Origin of the sequence: Paenibacillus algorifonticola, from assembly GCF_000971975.1 — a bacterium.
Taxonomy (GTDB): Bacteria; Bacillota; Bacilli; order Paenibacillales; family Paenibacillaceae; genus Pristimantibacillus; species Pristimantibacillus algorifonticola.
The window spans coordinates 343,978-364,474 of the sequence record NZ_LAQO01000001.1 but is presented as its reverse complement, the minus strand read 5'-3'; the positions used below and the strand labels follow the sequence as shown (position 1 = coordinate 364,474).

The window sequence follows — 20,497 nt, the reverse complement described above, 5'->3', positions numbered from 1 at the left end:
GAGGTCGAATGGTTATACAGAAAATGGCTAGGGAGGGGTAATTAATGATTAATGTATTAAATCATGAAACACGCGATACACTGGCTTGGATTAACGAACCGCCGCAGTGGCAATTCACAGAGCAGGGCGGCGTGATCATTGAGGCACCACCGGAGGCGGATTTTTTCTGCGATCCTTCAGGCAAGCATTTTGCCAGCTCCGCTCCTTTCCTGTACGCTCCGGTCAAGCGCTCCTTCGAATTGACGGCAAGGCTGACGGTGGAGATGAAGCAGCAGTATGACTCTGGATGCCTTATGCTGTACGTCGATAGCGACAATTGGTGCAAATTATGCTTTGAATTTAATGGGCGGGCAGCCTCGATCGTCTCGGTCGTCACCAAGGACGGCTGGTCAGATGATTGCAACTCGGAAGAGATCCAGTCGGACAATCCTTATTTGCGAATCAATAAAGTAGAGGACTGTGTGTCCTTCTATTATTCGCCTGATGGCGAGGATTGGAGGCTGATCCGTTATTTCGGCATGCGTACGCCGGATGAAGTAAAGGTCGGCGTCGTTGCGCAATCTCCGAAAGGCAGCGGCAGCAGGGCCGACTTCAGCTTTGTCCATCTCACCGAGCCGAATGAGGAAAGCCGATTTTAGCAGCTGCAAGCTGAAAGTCGCTGGCGGTAAGCTGCAAGTAAAAGCAGGAAAGGTAGCTGATAGTAGCGATGAGTCTGAAAGCGATCATTTTTGATTTCGACGGCTTGATTATGGATACCGAGACACCTTGGTATTACGCTTTTCGGGACATTTATCAGGAGCATGGCGTAGAGCTGTCGCTTAGCCTATGGTCCCGCAATGTAGGCACGAACTTCGACGAATTCAATCCTTTTCATTATTTGGAGGAAGCGCTGCAAACGCCGATTGACCATGACCATATTAAAGAGCTGTCTGAGCAAAAATATGCCGTTTACATTGGCGAAGCTGGGCTATTGCCTGGAGTTGCGGAGCTGCTGGCGAGCGTGAAGCAGCGAAATCTGCACCTTGCGGTTGCTTCGAGCTCTACCCGTGACTGGGTTCACAGCTACTTGAAGAAGCTCGGCATCTTTGAAGCATTCGATGTGATCCATACCTCTGAAGATGTGGGGCGGGTAAAGCCTGATCCGGAGCTGTATCAGCTGACGCTGGCACGGCTTGGCATTGATGCCTCAGAAGCCATCGTCTTTGAAGATTCGCCAAATGGCTTGAAAGCTGCGAAGGCGGCTGGCATCCGCTGTATCGTGGTGCCTAATGAAGTGACGAGGGATTTGGAATTTTTAAATTTTGATCAGCGGCTTGCCTCAATCGCCGAATTCGATTTAGAAGCTTTGTAGCTTTTGCGCAGCACCATGGGCGAGCAGCCTTCATGCTTTTTGAACACGGAGCCAAAATAACTCGCGCTGTTAAAACCGACTGCCTTGGCAATGTCGTTGGCTGTCATGGAATCCTCATGAATGAGCATTTCTTTTGCCTTGAGCAGTCGGTAGCGGGTTAGAAAATCGAGCGGGGTCATCGCGTATTCTTTTTTGAACATGCGATTCAAATGCTGCTCGGTGATGTAAAGCTGCCCGGCCAGCATGGATAGGGAAATGTCGAGATGATAGTTTTGTTTAATATAGGTCAGGATGCTGGACAGCCTCGGTGTATGCTCCTTGCGTTCAGGAACGAGGTAAAGGTCCTTGGAGAGCTTCAGCTTGATAAGCAGCATATACAAGAGTGCTGATCCGGTAAAAACACGCTCCTGACGGGTGGATTGCTGGCTTAAAATAATTTCGTCAATGAGCATTTGCGGAGCGGGATCTAGCCGAAATACGGAAAGGTTCGCGATATGTAAGGCTTGCAAAAATGCTGGCAGCAAATAACCGGTAAAGGTTAAATATTTAATGCTGAGCGTTTCACTAATTTCGCAGGATATAGAAGCGGTGTGGGAAAAATAAAGAATGGCGACGCCTTCCTGCAGCTGAATTTCCCGTTCTTGAAAAACAAGGCGGCCTGTGCCTCCTACGCAGTTTACGATTTTGTAATCAGGGCTGCCCCCAGGGCAACGCTCAGGCTCAGTGACGGTAACGCTTCCAGATCCGGTAATCAATAGGGGGAGCTCGTTGTGGGTGCTGCCTGTGTCTAATGCTTCCTGCATCGAATTCCTCTTTTCTCCTAAAAGTGGAATGAAAATGAGAGTCAAACTGTGGATGCCTGAATAACAATTGGAATTATAACATATATAAAGAAATATATGTTATATCTAGTTTTCGATGTATTTCTCTGTTTTTCTCTATTATTCGCTATTTTTCGTTATATGGAGCAGTTGTATAGGTGTAAAGAAACAGCCGTTCTTGGCTTAGAGAACGGTTATTTTACATGTCAGCTGCAGTTATCAAAGTGTAAAACAAGTTTTGCCTGCCTTGAAATGGCGACAGTTGTTTATGCTTGTGTTAAGATATATGACAAACACATTTGGAGAAAGCATGGTGACGGGGCAAGCATGGGAATGGACGCATTGAAGGGGAAACGATTGGTCATAGCAGGATCTCGAAAAACAGAGGAAATGAGCGCCATCATTGAAAAGCAGGGCGGGACAGCGCTCGTGCGGTCGCTTCAGGGACTGACGCTGCTGGATGAGGAAACGCTGGAAGCACCACTACGGCGTTTTGCGGCGGAGGGTGCTGATTGGGTCATTTTAACGACGGGCATTGGCTCGGAGACGCTTGCCAGCAATGCGGAAAAGCTGAATATAAAGGAGGCGTTTTTGGAGCAGCTGTCGCAGGCATCGATTGCTTCCAGAGGTTACAAGACGACTGCTTATATTAAGCGTGCAGGCTTGAAAGCGGTTGTAGCGGATGATGATGGCACGGTGCAAAATCTAATCGAAAAGCTGGAGGAATATGATTTTGCCGGCCAGCGTATCGTCATTCAGCTGCATGGCGAGCCTTCGCCCGAGCTGGAGCGTTTTTTTGCTGCTAAAAAAGCGAGTGAGGTTATTTCGCTGCTGCCCTACAAACATGTTCCGCCCGAGGTAAGCGTACTTACTCAGCTCATGGAAGAGCTGGTGGCAGGCGAGGTTGACGTGGTCTGCTTTACAACAGCCGTTCAAGTACAATATTTATTCCGCCATGCAAGAAAAATAGGACTTGAGCAGCAGCTTCTGGAAATATTCGATGGACAGGTGCTGGCAGCAGCTGTGGGCAAAGTAACCGCTGAGGCGCTGCAATTAATCGGCGTACAACGCTATATTGTGCCGGATATTGAACGAATGGGCGCGATGATTATTGAAGTGGCACACTATTATGAAGCGCAAGGTCTAACCAAATAAACGAATTGCTAATTCTAGTGTTTTCGGACTGCACCTTTTTGAATAGCTGCTTCGTCTTAAGCTTGTAGTCGTTGCATCATTTGATTGAAGGGGTAGATAAGATGAGAAAAAGCAGCTTGTTGATACTGTCGTTCATATTGACTATATGTCTAAGTGCATGCTCCTCAGAGGTTAAGTATTCGGGAGAAGCTACGGCTTCCACGAGCGGGGAAGTGGAGAGTCCAGCAGTCACGAATGCGCCAGCGGATGGAGGAGCGGCGACGAAGGAGCCAGTAGCAGAGCCAACTGCAGCACCGCTGCTGGATGCCGCCGCGCTTGGCAAAGGAACGTTTGGCTTTGCCGATGAAGCGGGCAAACAGCTGCTTGCCGGCCTGTCCGAAGGGGGCGGCGAGCAGTGGTCCAGCTTTAATCTTGCGGTTGGTCACAATGGGCAGCTGCTCAAAATTAAATACAAAAATGAGCAAAAGGCAACCGAAGCCGATAACGGCAGGCAAACGGCGCAAAATTTTGCAAACCAGCAAGGCCAACTGTTTGAGGTCATGGAGGGCAAGGCGGAGCCGAATGAAACTTATTTTCTAATCCAGGATCAGTCGGTGAAGCCGGAAATGCTGTTGTCCATAACTGAAAAACGGAGCGGGCAGGCAGCAGATCATGTAAAGTCGGCTTTTGCCAAAAGCAAAAATCGCAGCGTAGAGAAGCTATGGCCGCTCGAGGAAATAGGGGATGAAGGGAATACCTTGTATCTGGTGCAGTTTGAGCGTCAGGGCAAGGACATGCTGGCAAGCTTGGCGCTGCAAACCGCAGACGGTTTCGTTTTTCAGGACTATCCGGCGCAGTTCGATGAAAGCTCGACGTGGCGGGTAGACGATGGCGGTGAGGTCATGCCAGAAATGTTTTCCTTCCTATTCGCCGCGAAGACGGCTGAAGGTATCGTTCTCGGGGTCAAATGGATGGGGGCGGAAGGAGAAAATGTGTCATTCCTTTCGGAGAAGGACGGCAAATTTTCCGAGCTTGACATCAGCTATGGCCGTTATATGTCGCCCGAATAGATCTAATCAAATAACGAAGAAAAGCGCCGAATGCTTCTATTTAGAAGCGTTCAGCGCTTTTTTAATTTGACGGTTGACCGCATCGACATTGGCACGGCTGATGAGCTCATCTTTCAGCTTAAAGGTGCTTTTGAGACGGATAATTCGGTAGACGCTGTCATCGAGCGCCTGCATGGAGATTTCGCCCGCTTTGACCGCCTTTTTCAATGCTTTCAGCACGGCGATCTGCTGCTTGGCATCATGTCCGACAAGGAGAATATCGTTGCCCGCTTGAACGGCCTTGACCGCCGCATCCTGAATGCCAAAATGCTTCGTAATGCCGCCCATCGTCATATCATCCGTAATGACAACACCCGTAAACCCGAGCTCGTCCCGTAAAAGATCAGTAATGATCGTCTTGGACAAGGAAGCAGGGTATTGCTTGTCCATTGCCGGAATAAGCAAATGCCCGACCATCACAGCGGGTGCCCGCTCCTTAATCGCTTCTACAAAGGGAAGCAGCTCGAACTGCTCCAATTGCTTCAAGCTTTTGTCCACAACCGGCAAATCCAGATGCGAATCGACTGACGTATCCCCATGACCGGGAAAATGCTTGATAACAGGCACGACATGTCCCGCCTGTATGCCCTTCATCGTCTCAATGCCGCTGGCAATGACGCTTTCCGCTGTGGAGCCAAACGCCCGGTTGCCAATGACCGGATTGTCCGGGTTGCTGTTAATATCGAGCACAGGGGCAAAATCCATATTAAACCCAAGGGCATACAGCTCGGCACCGATAGCTTCGCCTATGCCGTAGGCGTATTGCGGTTTATTTTTGCTGCCAATAGACTGTGCGGATGGAATTTTCACAAAATCCTGCGGCATCCGGCTCACCGTTCCCCCTTCCTGATCAATGCTCAGCCACAGCGGTACGGGATTTTTCTTATTTTGTTTTTTAAGCTCGTTCAGCAGGGCTAGCGTCTGCGAAGCGTCGGTAATATTTCTTTTGTACAAAATAAAGCCGCCTACATGATACGTATTCATCATTTCGATTGCATCTTCTTGAAGGGTGGTACCTTCCAGGCCAACGAGCACCAGCTGTCCGATTTTCTCATCGACCGACATGCTGGCGATTTCCTGTTTGATGGGGTCAGGCGCTTCCGTCGCAGTTGGCGTAGGCGATGCAGTTGGAATGGCTGATGCTGCTGCCGATTCTGTGGCGGAAGGGCCCCGCGGCATGGCAGTGGATGGTTGATTGGAGCTGGAATGGCTGCCGTTACTGCTGTTGGCACGATCGCCCGCGCTGCCGCAAGAACTCGCACATATAACGAGAAATGAAGCAAGGAGTAATGAGGTGATTTTTTTAAGCATGTGGGAAGTTCCTCCTTTTCTTGCAATATCCCCTTCATGCCAGCTTCTCATACTTTCTGGGAAGTTAGAAGAGAAAACTTTGGCGGCATCATTTTCAAAATTGGGTTGTGAAGCGGGAAATGAGCCGATATAATGGGAAGTAGATAAATTAACGATAATCGATAATTTGGAATAGGGACGTGTTCAAATGCCAGAAAATTCTGCAATCGTGCCAATTCATTCTATTAGTACACATGTGTATATGAAGCTTAAGAAAGATATTTTGGCTGGCGAGCTTCAGCCGGGTGCCCGCCTTATTGTACTGGAAATCGCCGGGCAATTCCAGATTAGCCAGGCTCCCGTAAGGGAGGCCCTTGAACGGCTCAAGCAGGAAGGGCTCATTATAGGCGTTCCGAACAAAGGCTCGGTTGTCTCCAACATAACGGCGAAGGAAATCAAGGATTTGTTCGTGCTGCGGGAAATGATTGAAGGCTTTGCGGTTAGGCAGTCGATGCCGCTGCTTACCGAGCAGGATTTCTCCGAGCTGGCTGGCATTATTGAGCAGATGGACCAAGCCGTTAAGCAAAACGATATGCTGAGCATCTTGGAGCTGGACATGGATTTCCATGGCTTTTTCTACCGCAAATGCGATAATGGGGCCATTTTAACGCTATGGAAGGACATGAAGACGAAGCTTATGCGGTTCATGGCGATTTCCAATCGGCATTACACGACACTAGGGCTGGCAGATTACCATACTGTACTAATTGACGTGCTGCGCAAAGGGGATGTTGCAGCGGCCGAGCAGGCGTTTATCGACCATATGCACGCTTACAAAATCATTCATCTGGATTAGGCCGCGACTAAAGACGAGAGGCAACTTGCTTGTTAACCTTTCAATTTAAAGGGGAAATGGAGCATGCTGAAGGAAGAGAAATGGCTGAAGGACGATTATATGCTGACCTTGATGAGGGATCGTTTGCTGCAGGATCTGGTTTCGGACAGAGGCGGCGGCAGGGCGAATATGAAGGAGCAGCTAGTGAAGCTGAATGTAAATCCCTATTTTACGTACCCGGCTATAGCACTGCTTGCGCCAGCGGCTTATTTTCATCATGAGCATGATCGGCTCGGCTATATGGAGAAAATAAGGGAGTATTTGCAGCCGCGCATTCCGGCGGGAAGTGTTCTCTTTCTAGATGAAGAAAACCGCTTGACGCTGCTGTTTTCCTGGGTGTCGAAGAAGATGCTCGATAATGTGCAGTCGATGCTGGGTGAGCAATTTTCCGACCCGATTACGATTGGAATAGGGAAGCCCTGTGGCTATTTGCAAGAAGTGAGGCATTCTTATGAACAGGCGGGGCAGGCGCTCCAGCATCAATTTTATCAAGGCATTGGTGAAATTATTTATTATAGCGAGCTTCGTGCTTATGTGCCGCTTCAGGACTATCCGGAGCATAAGGAGAAGGAGCTGTTCGATGCTTGCAAGACGGCGACGTCGGAGGGGCAGCTTGAAGAGGCGGTAAAGATGTTTTATCGCAGTGTCATGCGCGGCGGACCGATTGATATTTCGCATATGTATGAGCTAACGCTGCGTTTGCTCGTGGGGATGGAGCGAAGAGTGCTGGCTGACGCGGATGCCGTTGTAGCTAACAAGCCGTATGAAATTTTATCGATTTTGAAAATGAAAACGCTTCATGAGCTGGTTCGCTGCGTCAGCGAGTTTGTCACGAGCTTGTGGAAGGCTGTGTCGCCTTACCAAGGAGAGAGCCATCGCAGCATCATTAAGAAAACGATGTATTATATGGAGCAGGAATGCCAGCATGTTTCGCTGCAAAGCGTGGCGGAGAAGGTGTATATGACGCCGACCTATTTGAGCCTGCTGTTCAAGACGAACACCGGCAAAACGTTCATCGAGCATTTGACCGATATCCGAATTGATAAGGCGAAAGCGATGCTCAAGTCGACGCATTTTAAAAACTATGAAGTTGCTGAAAAGGTCGGCTACCAAGACTCGCGCTATTTTAGCCAAATTTTCAAAAAGCGGGTTGGCTTGTCTCCAAGCGAGTACCGGGAGTCGGCGGGGCATTAGATCGGAAAGCATAAAGGAAGAGGGAGCCCACGCAATTGTGGGCTCCCTCTGTGCCATGGACACTCTAGCTGCATGACATTCTAGCTGCATAGTCATTTGCTGAAATGCAGTCAGTTATAACGCTTTAACCTCTTTTTCAGACAAGCCGCTCGCTTTGACGATGAGTGATAAATCAATCCCCAATGCTAGCATATTTTTGGCGATTTCGATCGCTTTTTGGCGTTCGCCTTTTTCGATCCCTTGTTTCATGCCCTTTTCCGTAGCCCATTCAATCATGGAAGCTTCATCATGCAAAAACTTCTGCCGCTCCTCATATAAACGGCGAGCCTCCCCATCCTGACTTAGAAACTCCAAGGTATCCATCGCTTTGCCTAGTGTCGGTTCATTCATCTTTAGCACCTCCCAATTTGATTTATCGGCACCTTTCAGAAATAACAGCCAATTGATTAAGCCGCCTTCATGAGGCAGCATTTGATCACTTAGCTTGGAAAGCTCCATAAAGTGGACTTCAATATCATCCGTTAAGGCGAGGCCGGTGTGGTCTTCCCGCAAATGGAACACATTATGGTAACGGTCATTAGCCAGGAAGGAATAATTCAATATATTAATGGTCACACATTTTTTGAGTTCCTTATACGTATTTCCTTCCTGCAATTGGCTGGAGTAGCGTTTGCTCCAATAAAACAGGGTACGTTTTTCTATATCATATTTATTAAATAATTGCATTTCAATATTAATCAGTTTACCCTCAGATGTTTTGGCCCAAATATCGAAAATGGACTGTTTGTCCAATGGAGCATCCTTATCCGTATAGGGGTTCAAAAGAACAATTTCTGATAGCGGAGGTTCGTTAGACTCGGCAAAAGTACGATTTAAAAAAGCGAGCAGTACATCTTTATTTTCTTCACTGCCAAAAATGCGCTTAAAGACGAAATCATTACGAGGATCAAGCAGCTCGTTCATCCCAAATCAGCTCCATTCAACATGATTATACCATGCGAAATAAGAAACCGGAATTTACTAAACGAAAGTCATAGTCCTCTTATGTAAAATAAAAAACCGACAACGGCTCAATACCGTCATCGGCTGCTTTTACCTCTAGTCCCCTACAACCGCACATCGCTCCGCGGCCCATCATGCTCTCTCTTCCTCGCATCCTCAAGCTCATCGTCCCAGCTCAAATGCCGATATTCCGCTGCTGCATCATCATGGTTGAACCAGTCGATGAAATCCTGCCACAAGGCCGTGTTCCACGCGGCGTCGATCTGCGCAGTTGAATACACCTGCTGCTTTAGGCGAATGAAGCCGAATACGTCGCGCACCTGCGACTTCTCCGCCTGTACAACGGTCAACTCAGCCAAATGCGGCGGAATAAAAATAACCCCCGCAGGCGTGCCCAGCACGACATCCCCTGGCATACAGATCGCCTTGCCGATACGAGTCGGCACATTCATTCCGACCATCGTCACATCGGCAATCGCTGTCGGATCACTGCCCCGATAATAGACGTTAATGCCGCCGATTTCCTTCACCTGCTGATTATCGCGGATACCGCCCCAAATTACGGCTCCGCCGCGCTTCGTGCGAGTGGCAATCGCCGTAGATAAATTGCCTCCAACATAAGTGCCACTATGAATTTTATCAAACATATCGACAACGACCACATCGTCCTCCACCAGCGAATCAATGACCCATTGGTTGAAAAAGCCGTGGCGATTCTCCTGCTCATGCCCGTAATCAAGCAGCGTCTCATGCAGGTCGGGGCGCTTGGGCACCATGACCGCTGTAACGGCACGCCCGACCATCACCTGCTCGGGATGCATAATTTTGAAGTCTCCTTCGAATTGAAACGTATAGCCGCGATTCCACAGCGGGCCCCACGCTTCCTCCAGCGTTATTTTTCGCATGCGGCGCAATATATCTTCATCTACTTTAGGGCGGCCATTCTCAAAGCGCTCACCCTCCCAAAGCGGGGTCAATTGCCCTATATCTTCCGGATTATCGAACTTCATCTTGCAGCACCTCTTCCGCTACTGTAATTTGTTCAAGGTATGGCTATGAACGCTATAGTTTTATTGTTGCGGACAGCGGCAAATTTGTCGATGTGACTTTTTTACGGTAATCGGCAGCGGACTATAAAAAAATCCAACCATATCATAAAATTGTCTCCTTCATTTATGAAAGCGTTTTCGTATAAAGTAAGGCTAGGCAAAAAGCATTCGACTCAAGTATGCAAAGGGAGGGGAGAAATGGGGTGAAGCGTAAAGATAACCGGATCACTCATTTGGCTGGTTACGTGTTTATTTCGCCATGGCTGCTAGGGTTTTTGCTGCTGACGTTATGGCCGATTGCCCAATCTTTTTATTTATCCTTTACGGAGTATTCGCTGCTGGAAGCGCCGCAGTGGATCGGTATGGACAACTACGTCAACATTTTTACGAATGATTCCACATTCACCACATCGTTAAAAGTGACGTTTATGTTCGTGCTGTTCTCCGTGCCGCTCAAGCTGTTTTTCTCGCTAATGGTGGCGATGGCACTGAATAAAAGCTTGCGCGGCATGAATATTTACCGCACCGCGATTTATTTTCCGTCGCTCATCGGCGGCAGTATTGCAGTTGCGGCGCTGTGGCGCAATATGTTCAGCCTGGACGGCTATGTGAATCAGGTGCTTGGCTGGTTTGGCATTCAAGGCGTCGCCTGGATATCCAATCCCGATACGTCGCTGGCTACGCTGATCCTGCTCAATACGTGGCAGTTCGGCTCCACCATGGTTATTTTTCTCGCGGGGCTTAAGCAAATTCCGCAAGAGCTGTACGAATCCGCATCGGTCGACGGAGCGGGCAAAACGCGAAAATTTTTCAGCATTACACTCCCCATGCTTTCTCCCGTTATGTTTTTCAACCTGGTGCTTGGCATTATCGGTTCCTTTCAAACATTTACGTCCGCCTACATTATTACGAAGGGCGGGCCGATCAACTCAACCTACATGTACGCCATGTTCCTCTATGAAAAAGCGTTCAAGCATTACCAGATGGGCTATGCCTCTGCACTGGCCTGGATCCTGCTCGTCATCGTAGCTCTGCTGACTATTATTAACTTTGCCGCTTCCCGCTATTGGGTATTTTACGAATCGGATGGAGGGAAAGCGAAATGAGAAGGCTGCGCGCAAAAGGTTTCGATCATGTATTTCTGGCGTTGTTTTCCTTCATCATGATTTATCCCGTCATTTGGTGGGTAGGCGCTTCGCTCAAAAAAACGTCCGAGCTGAGCCTGCCGACGATTTGGCCCTCCATCCCGATGTGGGAAAATTACAGCAAGGGCTGGCGCTTCTCCGGCGAATATACGTTTGCGCATTTTTTCGGCAATACGCTGCTGATGGAACTGGGCAATGTAGTCGGCGGTGTCTTGACGGCGGCCATTGTAGCTTATGGCTTTGGACGATTATATTTTGGGCTAAAAGGTTTCTGGTTTTCGATTTTGCTGCTGACGATGATGCTGCCTGGTCAGGTGACGGTCGTGCCGCAATACATTTTGTTCAACAAGCTGGGAATGGTCGACAGCTACGTCCCGCTTGTGCTGCCGCATTTTTTCGGGGGCGGCGCCTTCTTTATTTTTTTGCTGGTGCAGTTTATTCGCGGCATCCCGCGTGATCTTGATGAGGCGGCCAAAATCGACGGAGCGTCCGTCTACGGCATTTTTCTGCGGATTATTTTTCCGCTCATTAAGCCAGCGCTTGTGACAGTGGGTATTTTCACCTTTATTTGGAGCTGGGATGATTTTTTTGCCCAGGTGCTGTATTTAAGCTCGGTTGAAAAGTTTACGGTCGGCCTTGCGCTGCGAATGTTCATCGACCAGTTCGATATTCAGTGGGGGCAGCTGCTTGCGATGTCCTTACTGTCGATTATGCCTTCCGTTCTGATCTTTTTTCTGGCCCAAAAGCACTTTGTAGAAGGCATTGCTACAACAGGACTCAAAGGGTAACGGCTTTTGTGAAAATCGTTTACAGAGAAAGATATTTCATTTGAAGGGGATGAGCTGACAATGGGAAAAAGGTGGCTGAAAAGCAAAGGCTGGGCGATGCTGACGCTCGCTGTGGTGCTCACAATGACCGCATGCAGCGGAAATAGCGGGAACGGAGGCAATCAGGGCTCGGAGCCAAGCTCGGCAACGGAGACGGCAGCGGCAGGGGGAGCAAGCGGGGCAGCGGCGACGCTCAGCATTATGTGGTGGGGCTCAGATGTCCGTCATGAAGCTACGAAAAAAGCGCTGGACATTTATTCTCAGCAGTTTCCAAATGTGAAATTCAAGCCGGAATTTATGGCATGGGATGCTTATTGGCAGAAGCTTCCGACACTGGCAGCCTCCAAGTCGATTACCGACGTGCTGCAAATGGATGCGGCTTACATTCAGGAATACGTGTCCAGAGGCCAGCTGGAGGATTTATCCGACATTGACTTGACCGGCATTGTGGACCCGAATGTGCTGAAAAATTTGCAAATAGACGGCAAGCTGTATGGCATCCCTCTCAGCCAGAACGCGCAGGGTCTCGCTTACAACAAAACAGAGCTGGAGCAGCTCGGCATCCCGCTGCCGCATAAGGATTGGACGTATGATGAGTTTTTTCAGTGGGCGAGAGATGCACGGGCCAAGCTGCCGGAGGGCAAATATCCGATTGGCGATACATCGACATGGGATGGCTTCAACTATTACCAGACGGCGATGGGCAAACCGCCCATTATGTCGGATGGCGGCAAAACGTTCACGCTCGACAAGGAGTTGTTCATGAAGTTTTATGGCATTTATGACGATTTCCGCAAAAATAAAATCGTTCCTCCAGCAGAGCTAGCCGCTTCTTTCCTGGAAAATGACCCGCAAGCCGACCCTATGGCTTCAGGCGTTGTGCTGACGCGAGGCGCGACGACCGGCTCCGTAAGCGCATTGGAGCAGCTGATGCCAGGCCAGCTTGGCGTTGTAAACTTGCAGACGGGACCAGCTGGCGGCGGCTGGGCGCAGTCGACGATTTTCCTCAGCGTAAGCGCCAATTCGAAAAACAAGGAAGAGGCGAAGAAGTTTGTGAAATGGTTTATAATGGATCAAGAGGCGGGCAAGGCTCTAGGCTTGACGCGCGGACTGCCGATTAATCCGGAAATATTCAAGGAGCTTGAGCCAACGCTTGAAGCCAAGGATTTGCTGGGCAAGGAGATTTACGATATGTCGGTAGACAAAGCGCTGCCGTTTTATTCGCCAGCTGCCGGTTTTTCCGAGTGGGTGGATACGTACAAAAAAGAAATGGATGCCGTCTCCTTCGGCCAGCAATCGATTGAAGAAGCATTCAATAAAATCGACAAGCTGGGCAAGGAGCTAGCCGCTAAAGCTGGATAATCTTAATTCACGCACTGGATGCAGAGCTTGTAAAACAAAATAGGGGGAAATTGAAATGCAGCTGGCAGAATTTTTCTCGCCGCGGCCTGACCGTCTGTGGCAGCTTGCGAAGCAAATGGATGTCAATCACGCGGTGAGCGGTCTGGCATGGGATGAAAAAAATGAAAAGCCTTGGGATCTTATGCCGCTTATCCGCATGAAGCAGCGTTTTGCCGACAGCGGCATTGATCTGGCTGTCATTGAATCGATGCCGCCAAGCAATGAAATTAAGCTTGGCACAGCAGGGCGCGATGCGGAAATCGAAATATTTCAGCAATTTCTTGTCAATATGGGGAGGGCAGGTATCCCTGTGCTATGCTACAACTTTATGGCGCAGTTCAATTGGTTCCGTACCTCAACGACGACGCGTACGCGGGGCGGAGCGCTCGTCTCCAGCTATGATCACAGCTTGATGCGGGATGCGCCGCTTACCGAAGCGGGCGAAGTATCCGAGCAGCAGCTGTGGGAAAATCTGCATTATTTTATGGAGCAGATTGTGCCTGTGGCAGAGGAAGCGAAGGTGAAGCTGGCGCTGCATCCCGATGATCCGCCGATTACTCCTATTCGCGGGGTATCGCGTATTTTGCGCAACGCGGATGCTTTGCAGCGAGCCATAGATCTTGTACCGAGCGCTTACAATGGCATTACGCTATGCCAAGGTACGCTCGCGACGGCGGGGGAGCATATCCCAAGCGTCATTCGCCATTTTGGCGGGCAGGACAAAATGTTTTTTGTTCATTTTAGAGATGTGCGCGGCACACCGGAAAAGTTTGAGGAAACGTTCCACGATGATGGCATTACCGATATGCTGGAGGCGATGTACACCTACTATGATGTCGGCTTCACTGGCCCGGCAAGGCCCGATCATGTGCCGACGATGGAAGGCGAAACGAATGATAATCCCGGCTATGAGCTGTTTGGACGTTTGTTCGGGGTAGGCTACATTAAAGGGTTGATGGAGGCGGCGGCGAGACGGCAGGCGGAAAGAGCGCAGACCAGCGCAAGTACGGCAGCAGTAGAAAAAATAGCAGTAGAATAAGCTGCAGGTAAAACAAAGGTACTGCCTTCGGATAGCATGTTGACATGCTGGCCAAGAGCAGTACCTTTTTTTTATTGCAGCTAAATTAAGCTTCCAGCTCAATCGTAAAGCTGGCCTCCAAAGCTTTGCCTGGTTCAACCATAACGAGCCCTTTTTTATGATTCAGCGCTTCATTTGGCGCCGTCCAAGGCTCGACACAGATGAAAGGCTTGCCTTCGACTGACCAAATGACGGTTGTGCCGAACACCTCGCTGTAGCTCAATTTAATGCTTTTATCACCGAAAGGGAAGGAAATTTCCGGCGTTGTCGCGTCGATCAGGGCGACGGATTCAACCAGTCCGTTCAAATCCAGAGGGCCCGTAAATGGTTTCACCTGATTGTCGTTGTAATCCAGCGCTTGCAGCGCATCGGAACGATAATTCAGGTTTTTCTCGGCAATTGCAAAATAAGGATGGAAGCCAGCTTGTACCGGCATGCTTGTCTCAGACAAATTGCTGTATACCTGCTCAATATCCAGCTTGCCGTTTTTCAAGCGATACGTGAACGTCAGCTTGAAATTAAAAGGATACGCCGCCTGCGTCTGCGCGCTGCTTTCCAACGAAACCGTAAGCGATGCTTCATTGTCAGCCGATTGACCTTCTACCTCCCATGAAGCTGTGCGGGCTACGCCATGATTGCGCATATTATATCTTACGCCATCCCATTCGTAGGCGCCGTTTTGCAATTGGCCGCAAATCGGGAACAAAATCGGAATGCCGCCGCGAATGTTTGCAGCCGGATCAATAAATGTATCGCGATCAAGGTAAAGCAGCTCTTCACCGTGGAGCTGGCAGCTGATTACGATGCCGCCGCGTTCCGGACAGACGAGCACGCGGGAGTTTGTCGCACTTTCTTTCAGCTCATAAATTTCATATGTATCGGTGTAGCTGGTAACCTCATAGCCTGCTTGGTTTGTTGTCATTTATCTACCTCCAGTGGGTGTAATCCTGTTTCTAAATAACAGTAAGGTTTCCTGTCTATTATAGCAAGTACATGCGCTGTATAGGAATGATTTGTGAAATGGAGAATGGAGAAGGCTTCATAGCTATTTAAGAAACAATTAAGAATCAAGAATGAAAAACGACAAGCTTTACACCTAAAATAGGAGTCGACTCAACTGCCAAATTTGGATGAGGAAAAAGGAGCGGTTACATAAGATGAGATTTTGGGAGCTTGTACTGGTTGTCGTCAATTTCGGATTGTTGTACTGGGTGTTCATGAAGAGAAAAAAAGCCGGCTCGACCATTAGGTCGTTCTGGCCGTTGGTCGCGGGGTACTTGGCGGCTATCTTCTTGGCGTCATCGCGGCGAACCTGGCGATGGCGGGCGTGGTATGGGCGATGCTGCAGCAGGGATGGGCGGAGGAAGACATCGTCATATATCCGACCTACGTCGCCGTGCTTCGTTTCATTCGGGTGATGGTGAATATCACGTTCGCGATTTTCGCTGCCGTGCTCATGGCTCGCATCATTATAGGCGAGTATGCGAACAAGACGATCTCGCTGCTATCTGTCTATCCGATCGATCGCAGCAAGTTGCTCCTATCCAAACTGACGCTGATCTCGCTTGTCACCTTGGCCGTTCTTGTCGTATCCAATCTGTTCATTAGTGTTGTTTTAATGGATAAAGCCCGTTTAGCTTGATATACAGCTAATACGGGCTTTATTTTCTTCGTGCTCGTCTAGCTTAGCTCTACAAATGCTAGCTCCACAAACGGTCGTTCGACAGCAGCTTATTCCACGAATCGGTAGACTCCCAAATGCCGGGAATATCGGGATGCAGATGCTCGGCAAGCACCTCGTCATTGAGGTCGTCAATGCCGAGTCCAGGCGCATCGCTGATCGTAATGAAGCCATCTTGCACCAGCTTGTTTGGCAGCTTGCTGCTAATGATAATATCATCCCACCACGGCACCTCGCAGGAATGGTATTCGAGGGCGAGGAAATTTTCCGTTGCCGCTGCAACATGGGCGGCCGCCAAGCAAGCAATTGGGCTTTCCGCCATATGGATGGCCATTGCCGCGCCATAGTCCTGCGCCATATCGCCGATTTTTTTCGTCTCCAAAATGCCCCCGGTCGTCAGCACATCTGGATGAATGACCGATACGCCGCCCGCCTCCAGCAGCGGCTTGAAGTTTTCCTTCAAATAAATGTCCTCGCCGGTACAGATCGGCGTTGCCACTGCCCGCGCAAGCTTGGCGTATTGCTCCGTATACTGCCACGGCAGCATATCCTCCATCCAAGCGAGGTTGAATTTCTCGACACGGCGTCCGAGCTTGATGCAGCTTTCCAGCCCAATATGCCCAAAATGATCAATGGCAAGCGGAACCTGATAGCCGATGACGCTGCGGACATCTGCCACATATTGCTCAAGCAGGTCGAGCCCTTTCTCGGTCACCTGAATGGCGGTAAACGGGTGAGCAATATTATAAATATCATAATGGCGATTCGTTATTTCGCGCAGCTGTTCATCCGACATGCCGTCAAAATTTTGGTTGTAGCGGTTGCGCGATTTTTCCCGCATTTCCTCGAGAAAGCCGAGGGGGGCGCTTAAGGTGCCCGGTTCATGGATGATCTGACCAATACCGAGATCCATTTTCAGAAAAGTAAAGCCTTCGTCCATACGTTTCTTGAGCGCCTCGCCCATTGCTTTGCCCGTGTCTTTGCCTACGACTTCTGTGTCGCAGTACATGCGAATGCGGTCGCGAAAGCGCCCGCCTAACATTTGATAGACGGGAACGCCATAGGCTTTTCCCGCCAAATCCCATAGGGCAATTTCAAGGCCGCTTACCCCGCCGCCTTGACGGGCATGGCCGCCGAACTGCTTGATGCGGCGGAACAGCTTATCGACATGGCAAGGATTTTCGCCCAGCAGCCGTGCCTTCAGCATTTGTGCATACACTTTATCGGCTCCGTCACGGACTTCGCCAAACCCGACCAGTCCCTGATTCGTATACACTTTAATGAGGCTGCTGTGGAAAGGGCCGCCTACAATGTCAGTGAACCGGATATCTGTAATACGCAGCTGTGTCGGATTAGAGCTCGTTCGTACATGGGCAAGCGTTTCCTCATACGTTTCTTTATTAATCACAATCGTCACTCCCCTATTATCGTTATCGTAAGGATCATCCGGCTGCTACAGCAGCATGCTGCCTCCATCCAATCGAATGGCTGAGCCGGTCATAAACTCGCTTTCATCGGATGCGATAAAGCAGACGAGCCGAGCGACATCAAGCGGCTTGCCGACACGTCCGAGCGGGAACTTTTTGCGAATGTCCCGTTTTTTGCGTATAGAATTTGCCGCGTCAGAGTCTGAGGCAGCGGGGCCAATTGGCCGAGATTCTCTTGCAGACTGTACGCCAACGTTAATTTGCCCAGGCTCAATGGTATTGACGGTGATGCCATACTGAGCAAGCTCGATCGCAGCTTCCCGTCCCAGCATGCGAATGCCGCCCTTAGTCATGGCATACACAGCGTCGAAGTCGGTTGGACGCTTGCTGTGAACCGAGGAGATGAGAATGATGCGGCCGCCGGCAGGGTTATTTTTCATATAAGGAATAGCTGCTTGCATACACTGCCAATAACCTTTCAAATTGATGTTCATCATGCGGTCAAAGGACGTTTCATCATGGTCAAATAGCCCATAATTAAGCTGCAAAGCGGCATTGTTGACTAAAATATCGATTGTACCGCCAGCATCTGCTGCAGGGAAGGCATGTGCAGCTTGCTTCATCAAACGTTCGATTTCCGCTTTGCTGGCAACATCGGCCTGCGCCAGCACCGCCTCGCCTCCCGCCGTCTTAATTTGCGCTAGCGTTTCTTTTGCTCCGGCATCGCTTCGATTATAATGAATGACGACTTTCGCGCCGCATTGTGCGAGCTGTATGGCGACACCTTGGCCGATGCCTGTTCCTGCGCCCGTTACGAGGGCTACCTTGCCCGCCAGGTCCATGCTCATCCTCCTTGATCGCCCAGTTGTGGGGGACGCTTCATTTTGAAATCCATATAATGCTGCAAAAATCCGCCATCAAGCCGAATGTCTGCACCGTTCATATATCGTGCCTCGTCAGAGGACAGGAACAGTGCAAGCTGCGCCAAATCATCATAGCTGCCGAGTACCGCATTTGGAACTTTGTACGCGTAATCCTCATATAGCGTGGAGAGCTCGCTCGCGAACCGTTCATCATCGCCTTCTATTGGGCCAAGCTCAATCGTATTAACGGTTATGCCGCTGCGCCCAAGTACGAGTGCCGCTTCTTTTGCCAGCATGCTAACCGCGCCTTTGGTCGCGCTGTAGGCGAAGGAGGAGCCCGTCGGCTTCTGCGCATGAATCGAGGAGACGTAGATGATCGCCCCTGACCCGGCATCAGCCATTTGCTGGCCGACTACCTTCGTGCATATAAAGGCGGTTTTGGCGTTCGTATGCAGCAGGTCCAGAAACAAATCCTCCTCGCCATATTCAATAGAGGTCGGTTTCATGAGGTCATTGTTATGAATGAGCACATCTACACGGCCAAGTTGGGGTGCTGCTTGCCCCAGCATCGCTTGCAGCCTGCTGCTGCTGCAAAGATCTGTAGCGGTCACGAGGACATTGAGCCCTAGGGTGCGGGCCCGCTTAAGCTCCTCCTTAATATGAGCGCCGCCCGACATGCTATTTAAAATAAAATGCGCGCCCTGCTCGGCAAAAAGGCGAAAAAGCGCTCTTCCAGAGCGGCTGTCCGCATCGGTAATAAAGACGACTTTATCTCTTAGCTTCATCGTAGACATAGATCCCCTCCAACGAACGATTGCCGAAATAGGCTAATAATCCATCCTTCTTTATCTTAAGGTTCAATAGGGCTCGCTCGCGATGCCGTAAATTTATGATTTTGTTTGATTTTTATATGAAGGGTAAAAGCGCGGCGATTGCTTGTGTCTCGCTTAGGTATCAGGTACTATTAGTGATGAACACGTATGCTTTAATCGGCAGCCTTCTACAAAAAAAAGTGAAACATGTTCAGGCTTGCGCCGTATAAGGTGAAAGGGTTCAAAGAGACGAGAATAGATAAAAATGAGGGAAGTCTATGGAAGCCATGCGCACATTTTTTGCCCATTCAGTAGTTAGGAGAATATTGTTTCTTATGTTGGTCGTGCTGTTGTTCTACAGCCTTCACAATATGCTTAATTTACTGCTGCTGCTCTTTTTGGTAACTTTCGTTATGGGACGGCTCGAAGGATTTGTAACGAGAAAGCTCAGCAGGCTGTTTCCGGTGTCGCCAATTTTGGTGACGGTTGTGTTATACGTATTGCTTGTGACCGGGTTAGTATTCGGGGTATCGAATTATTTGCCTAAAATCGTCAATCAAGTCGCGGATATGATTAATAATATTACGAGGTTTTTAGACACTTCTCAAAACAACCAGGTTGTCGGGGTACTGGTCGATGCCTTGGAGAAGGTGGACTACCAGAAGTATCTGGGCAATGCCGTTGATTATATTATGAGGCTGGGAAAATGGCTGGAAATTATTTTGTTCGTTATTTTGCTCAGCTTTTTCTACCTTTTGCAAAAAAACAAGGTCGTCCAGTTTACGGAGAAATTCCGCTACAGTAAAATTTCTTGGGCCTACCGGGAGTTCCACTATTTCGGCAGCAAATTTGCTTCCTCCTTCGGAAAGGTGGTTGAGGTTCAACTGCTAATTGCGCTGTTTAATACAGCGCTGACGATGATTGGCCTCTGGATACTCGGTTTCCCGTATTTGATTGCGCTGACGATTATGGTATTCCTGCTCAGCCTGATTCCGGTAGCGGGCGTTATCATTTCTTTCATCCCAATTGGCATTATCGGCTACCAGATTGGCGGACTGACGATGGTGCTATGGGCGATCGGCATGATTTTGGTTATTCACGCGGTGGAGACCTATTTCCTGAATCCAAGGCTGTATGCGCACAAAACAAAGCTGCCGATGTTTTATACCTTTATCATTCTGATCTTTTCCCAGCATTATATGGGCATATGGGGACTCATTATCGGTATTCCGATCTTCATGTTCCTCATGGATGTGCTTGATGTGGAGAAGCCTGAAAATAATACACTCGACAAAAAACCACTGTAATCCAGTGGTTTTTTTATTTTCCTTACACAGCTTGCCTGGATCAGGCGGCAGCAAAATTCGTCTATGAAAAACTGCGAAAAAGTCCATTGAAGGAAGCGAAGGGGCAGAGTA

The 20,497-nt window shown here is 49.3% G+C and carries 20 protein-coding genes; 12 read left to right on the top strand and 8 right to left on the bottom strand.

Translation table 11 applies throughout. The annotated features are described in order from the left end of the window. Positions 1-44: 44 nt before the first annotated feature. Together WH37_RS08400 and WH37_RS08395 are read left to right on the top strand one after the other, a co-directional pair. Positions 45-638, top strand: a complete 594-nt coding sequence (locus tag WH37_RS08400; RefSeq protein ID WP_046230084.1) for a DUF1349 domain-containing protein — start codon at positions 45-47, stop codon at positions 636-638. A 68-nt stretch (positions 639-706) separates the two neighbouring features. Beyond that, a complete protein-coding gene (locus WH37_RS08395; protein ID WP_046230083.1) occupies positions 707-1,351 on the top strand; it encodes an HAD family hydrolase in 645 nt (214 codons plus the stop codon). Here WH37_RS08395 and WH37_RS08390 read toward each other — a convergent pair. Beyond that, on the bottom strand, positions 1,306-2,154 hold the full coding sequence (locus tag WH37_RS08390; RefSeq protein ID WP_046230082.1) for a helix-turn-helix transcriptional regulator: 849 nt from the start codon (positions 2,152-2,154) through the stop codon (positions 1,306-1,308). The genes WH37_RS08395 and WH37_RS08390 overlap by 46 nt on opposite strands. 351 nt (positions 2,155-2,505) lie before the next feature. Between WH37_RS08390 and WH37_RS08385 the strand changes: the two genes are divergently transcribed. Beyond that, positions 2,506-3,327 carry a uroporphyrinogen-III synthase gene (locus tag WH37_RS08385; protein ID WP_414811824.1) on the top strand — a complete coding sequence of 274 codons (822 nt, stop codon included), beginning with the start codon at positions 2,506-2,508 and terminating at the stop codon, positions 3,325-3,327. Positions 3,328-3,428: 101 nt separating this feature from the next. After that, on the top strand, positions 3,429-4,376 hold the full coding sequence (locus tag WH37_RS08380; protein WP_046230080.1) for a hypothetical protein: 948 nt from the start codon (positions 3,429-3,431) through the stop codon (positions 4,374-4,376). A 36-nt stretch (positions 4,377-4,412) separates the two neighbouring features. On the opposite strand, the gene nagZ is transcribed toward WH37_RS08380, so the two are convergent. Continuing rightward, complete coding sequence (gene nagZ / locus WH37_RS08375) at positions 4,413-5,726, bottom strand: beta-N-acetylhexosaminidase (protein ID WP_046230079.1); 1,314 nt, start codon at positions 5,724-5,726, stop codon at positions 4,413-4,415. Positions 5,727-5,913: 187 nt separating this feature from the next. On the opposite strand from nagZ, the gene WH37_RS08370 reads away from it, so the two are divergent. Both WH37_RS08370 and WH37_RS08365 read left to right on the top strand, forming a co-directional pair. Beyond that, on the top strand, positions 5,914-6,561 hold the full coding sequence (locus WH37_RS08370) for a GntR family transcriptional regulator (RefSeq protein ID WP_046230078.1): 648 nt from the start codon (positions 5,914-5,916) through the stop codon (positions 6,559-6,561). Positions 6,562-6,624: 63 nt separating this feature from the next. Beyond that, positions 6,625-7,794 (top strand): helix-turn-helix domain-containing protein, encoded by a 1,170-nt coding sequence (locus WH37_RS08365; RefSeq protein WP_046230077.1) that lies wholly within the window; start codon positions 6,625-6,627, stop codon positions 7,792-7,794. A gap of 114 nt (positions 7,795-7,908) precedes the next feature. Here WH37_RS08365 and WH37_RS08360 read toward each other — a convergent pair whose 3' ends face one another. Together WH37_RS08360 and WH37_RS08355 are read right to left on the bottom strand one after the other, a co-directional pair. Beyond that, positions 7,909-8,757 carry an Rpn family recombination-promoting nuclease/putative transposase gene (locus tag WH37_RS08360; RefSeq protein WP_046230076.1) on the bottom strand — a complete coding sequence of 283 codons (849 nt, stop codon included), beginning with the start codon at positions 8,755-8,757 and terminating at the stop codon, positions 7,909-7,911. Between the two features lie 143 nt (positions 8,758-8,900). After that, a complete protein-coding gene (locus WH37_RS08355; RefSeq protein WP_046230075.1) occupies positions 8,901-9,806 on the bottom strand; it encodes an RraA family protein in 906 nt (301 codons plus the stop codon). A gap of 218 nt (positions 9,807-10,024) precedes the next feature. Between WH37_RS08355 and WH37_RS08350 the strand changes: the two genes are divergently transcribed. Genes WH37_RS08350 through WH37_RS08335 form a run of 4 tightly spaced genes read left to right on the top strand, consistent with a single transcriptional unit; the run spans position 10,025 to position 14,257 of the window. Then, positions 10,025-10,951, top strand: a complete 927-nt coding sequence (locus tag WH37_RS08350; RefSeq protein ID WP_046230074.1) for a carbohydrate ABC transporter permease — start codon at positions 10,025-10,027, stop codon at positions 10,949-10,951. Next, the gene (locus WH37_RS08345) at positions 10,948-11,778 is read left to right on the top strand and encodes a carbohydrate ABC transporter permease (protein WP_046230073.1); all 831 of its coding nucleotides are present in this window, start codon (positions 10,948-10,950) and stop codon (positions 11,776-11,778) included. Before WH37_RS08350 ends, WH37_RS08345 begins: the two co-directional genes overlap by 4 nt. Before the next feature lie 60 nt (positions 11,779-11,838). Beyond that, the gene (locus tag WH37_RS08340) at positions 11,839-13,179 is read left to right on the top strand and encodes an extracellular solute-binding protein (protein WP_046230072.1); all 1,341 of its coding nucleotides are present in this window, start codon (positions 11,839-11,841) and stop codon (positions 13,177-13,179) included. Between the two features lie 55 nt (positions 13,180-13,234). Further along, complete coding sequence (locus WH37_RS08335) at positions 13,235-14,257, top strand: mannonate dehydratase (RefSeq protein ID WP_046230071.1); 1,023 nt, start codon at positions 13,235-13,237, stop codon at positions 14,255-14,257. Positions 14,258-14,342: 85 nt separating this feature from the next. On the opposite strand, the gene WH37_RS08330 is transcribed toward WH37_RS08335, so the two are convergent. Continuing rightward, positions 14,343-15,218: an aldose epimerase family protein gene (locus WH37_RS08330; protein WP_046230070.1), complete on the bottom strand. Its 876-nt coding sequence runs from the start codon at positions 15,216-15,218 to the stop codon at positions 14,343-14,345. Between the two features lie 396 nt (positions 15,219-15,614). Here WH37_RS08330 and WH37_RS08325 point away from each other — a divergent pair, with 396 nt between their 5' ends. After that, positions 15,615-15,938 (top strand): ABC transporter permease subunit, encoded by a 324-nt coding sequence (locus WH37_RS08325; RefSeq protein WP_052736878.1) that lies wholly within the window; start codon positions 15,615-15,617, stop codon positions 15,936-15,938. Positions 15,939-15,996: 58 nt separating this feature from the next. On the opposite strand, the gene WH37_RS08320 is transcribed toward WH37_RS08325, so the two are convergent. Genes WH37_RS08320 through WH37_RS08310 form a run of 3 tightly spaced genes read right to left on the bottom strand, consistent with a single transcriptional unit; the run spans position 15,997 to position 19,061 of the window. Next, the gene (locus WH37_RS08320) at positions 15,997-17,385 is read right to left on the bottom strand and encodes a mandelate racemase/muconate lactonizing enzyme family protein (protein WP_046230069.1); all 1,389 of its coding nucleotides are present in this window, start codon (positions 17,383-17,385) and stop codon (positions 15,997-15,999) included. A 45-nt stretch (positions 17,386-17,430) separates the two neighbouring features. After that, positions 17,431-18,252, bottom strand: coding sequence for an SDR family NAD(P)-dependent oxidoreductase (locus WH37_RS08315; RefSeq protein WP_231594163.1), 822 nt, complete (start codon positions 18,250-18,252; stop codon positions 17,431-17,433). Beyond that, positions 18,249-19,061, bottom strand: a complete 813-nt coding sequence (locus tag WH37_RS08310) for an SDR family NAD(P)-dependent oxidoreductase (protein ID WP_231594162.1) — start codon at positions 19,059-19,061, stop codon at positions 18,249-18,251. Before WH37_RS08310 ends, WH37_RS08315 begins: the two co-directional genes overlap by 4 nt. 353 nt (positions 19,062-19,414) lie before the next feature. On the opposite strand from WH37_RS08310, the gene WH37_RS08305 reads away from it, so the two are divergent. Then, positions 19,415-20,386 (top strand): AI-2E family transporter, encoded by a 972-nt coding sequence (locus tag WH37_RS08305; protein ID WP_231594161.1) that lies wholly within the window; start codon positions 19,415-19,417, stop codon positions 20,384-20,386. Positions 20,387-20,497: the final 111 nt, after the last annotated feature.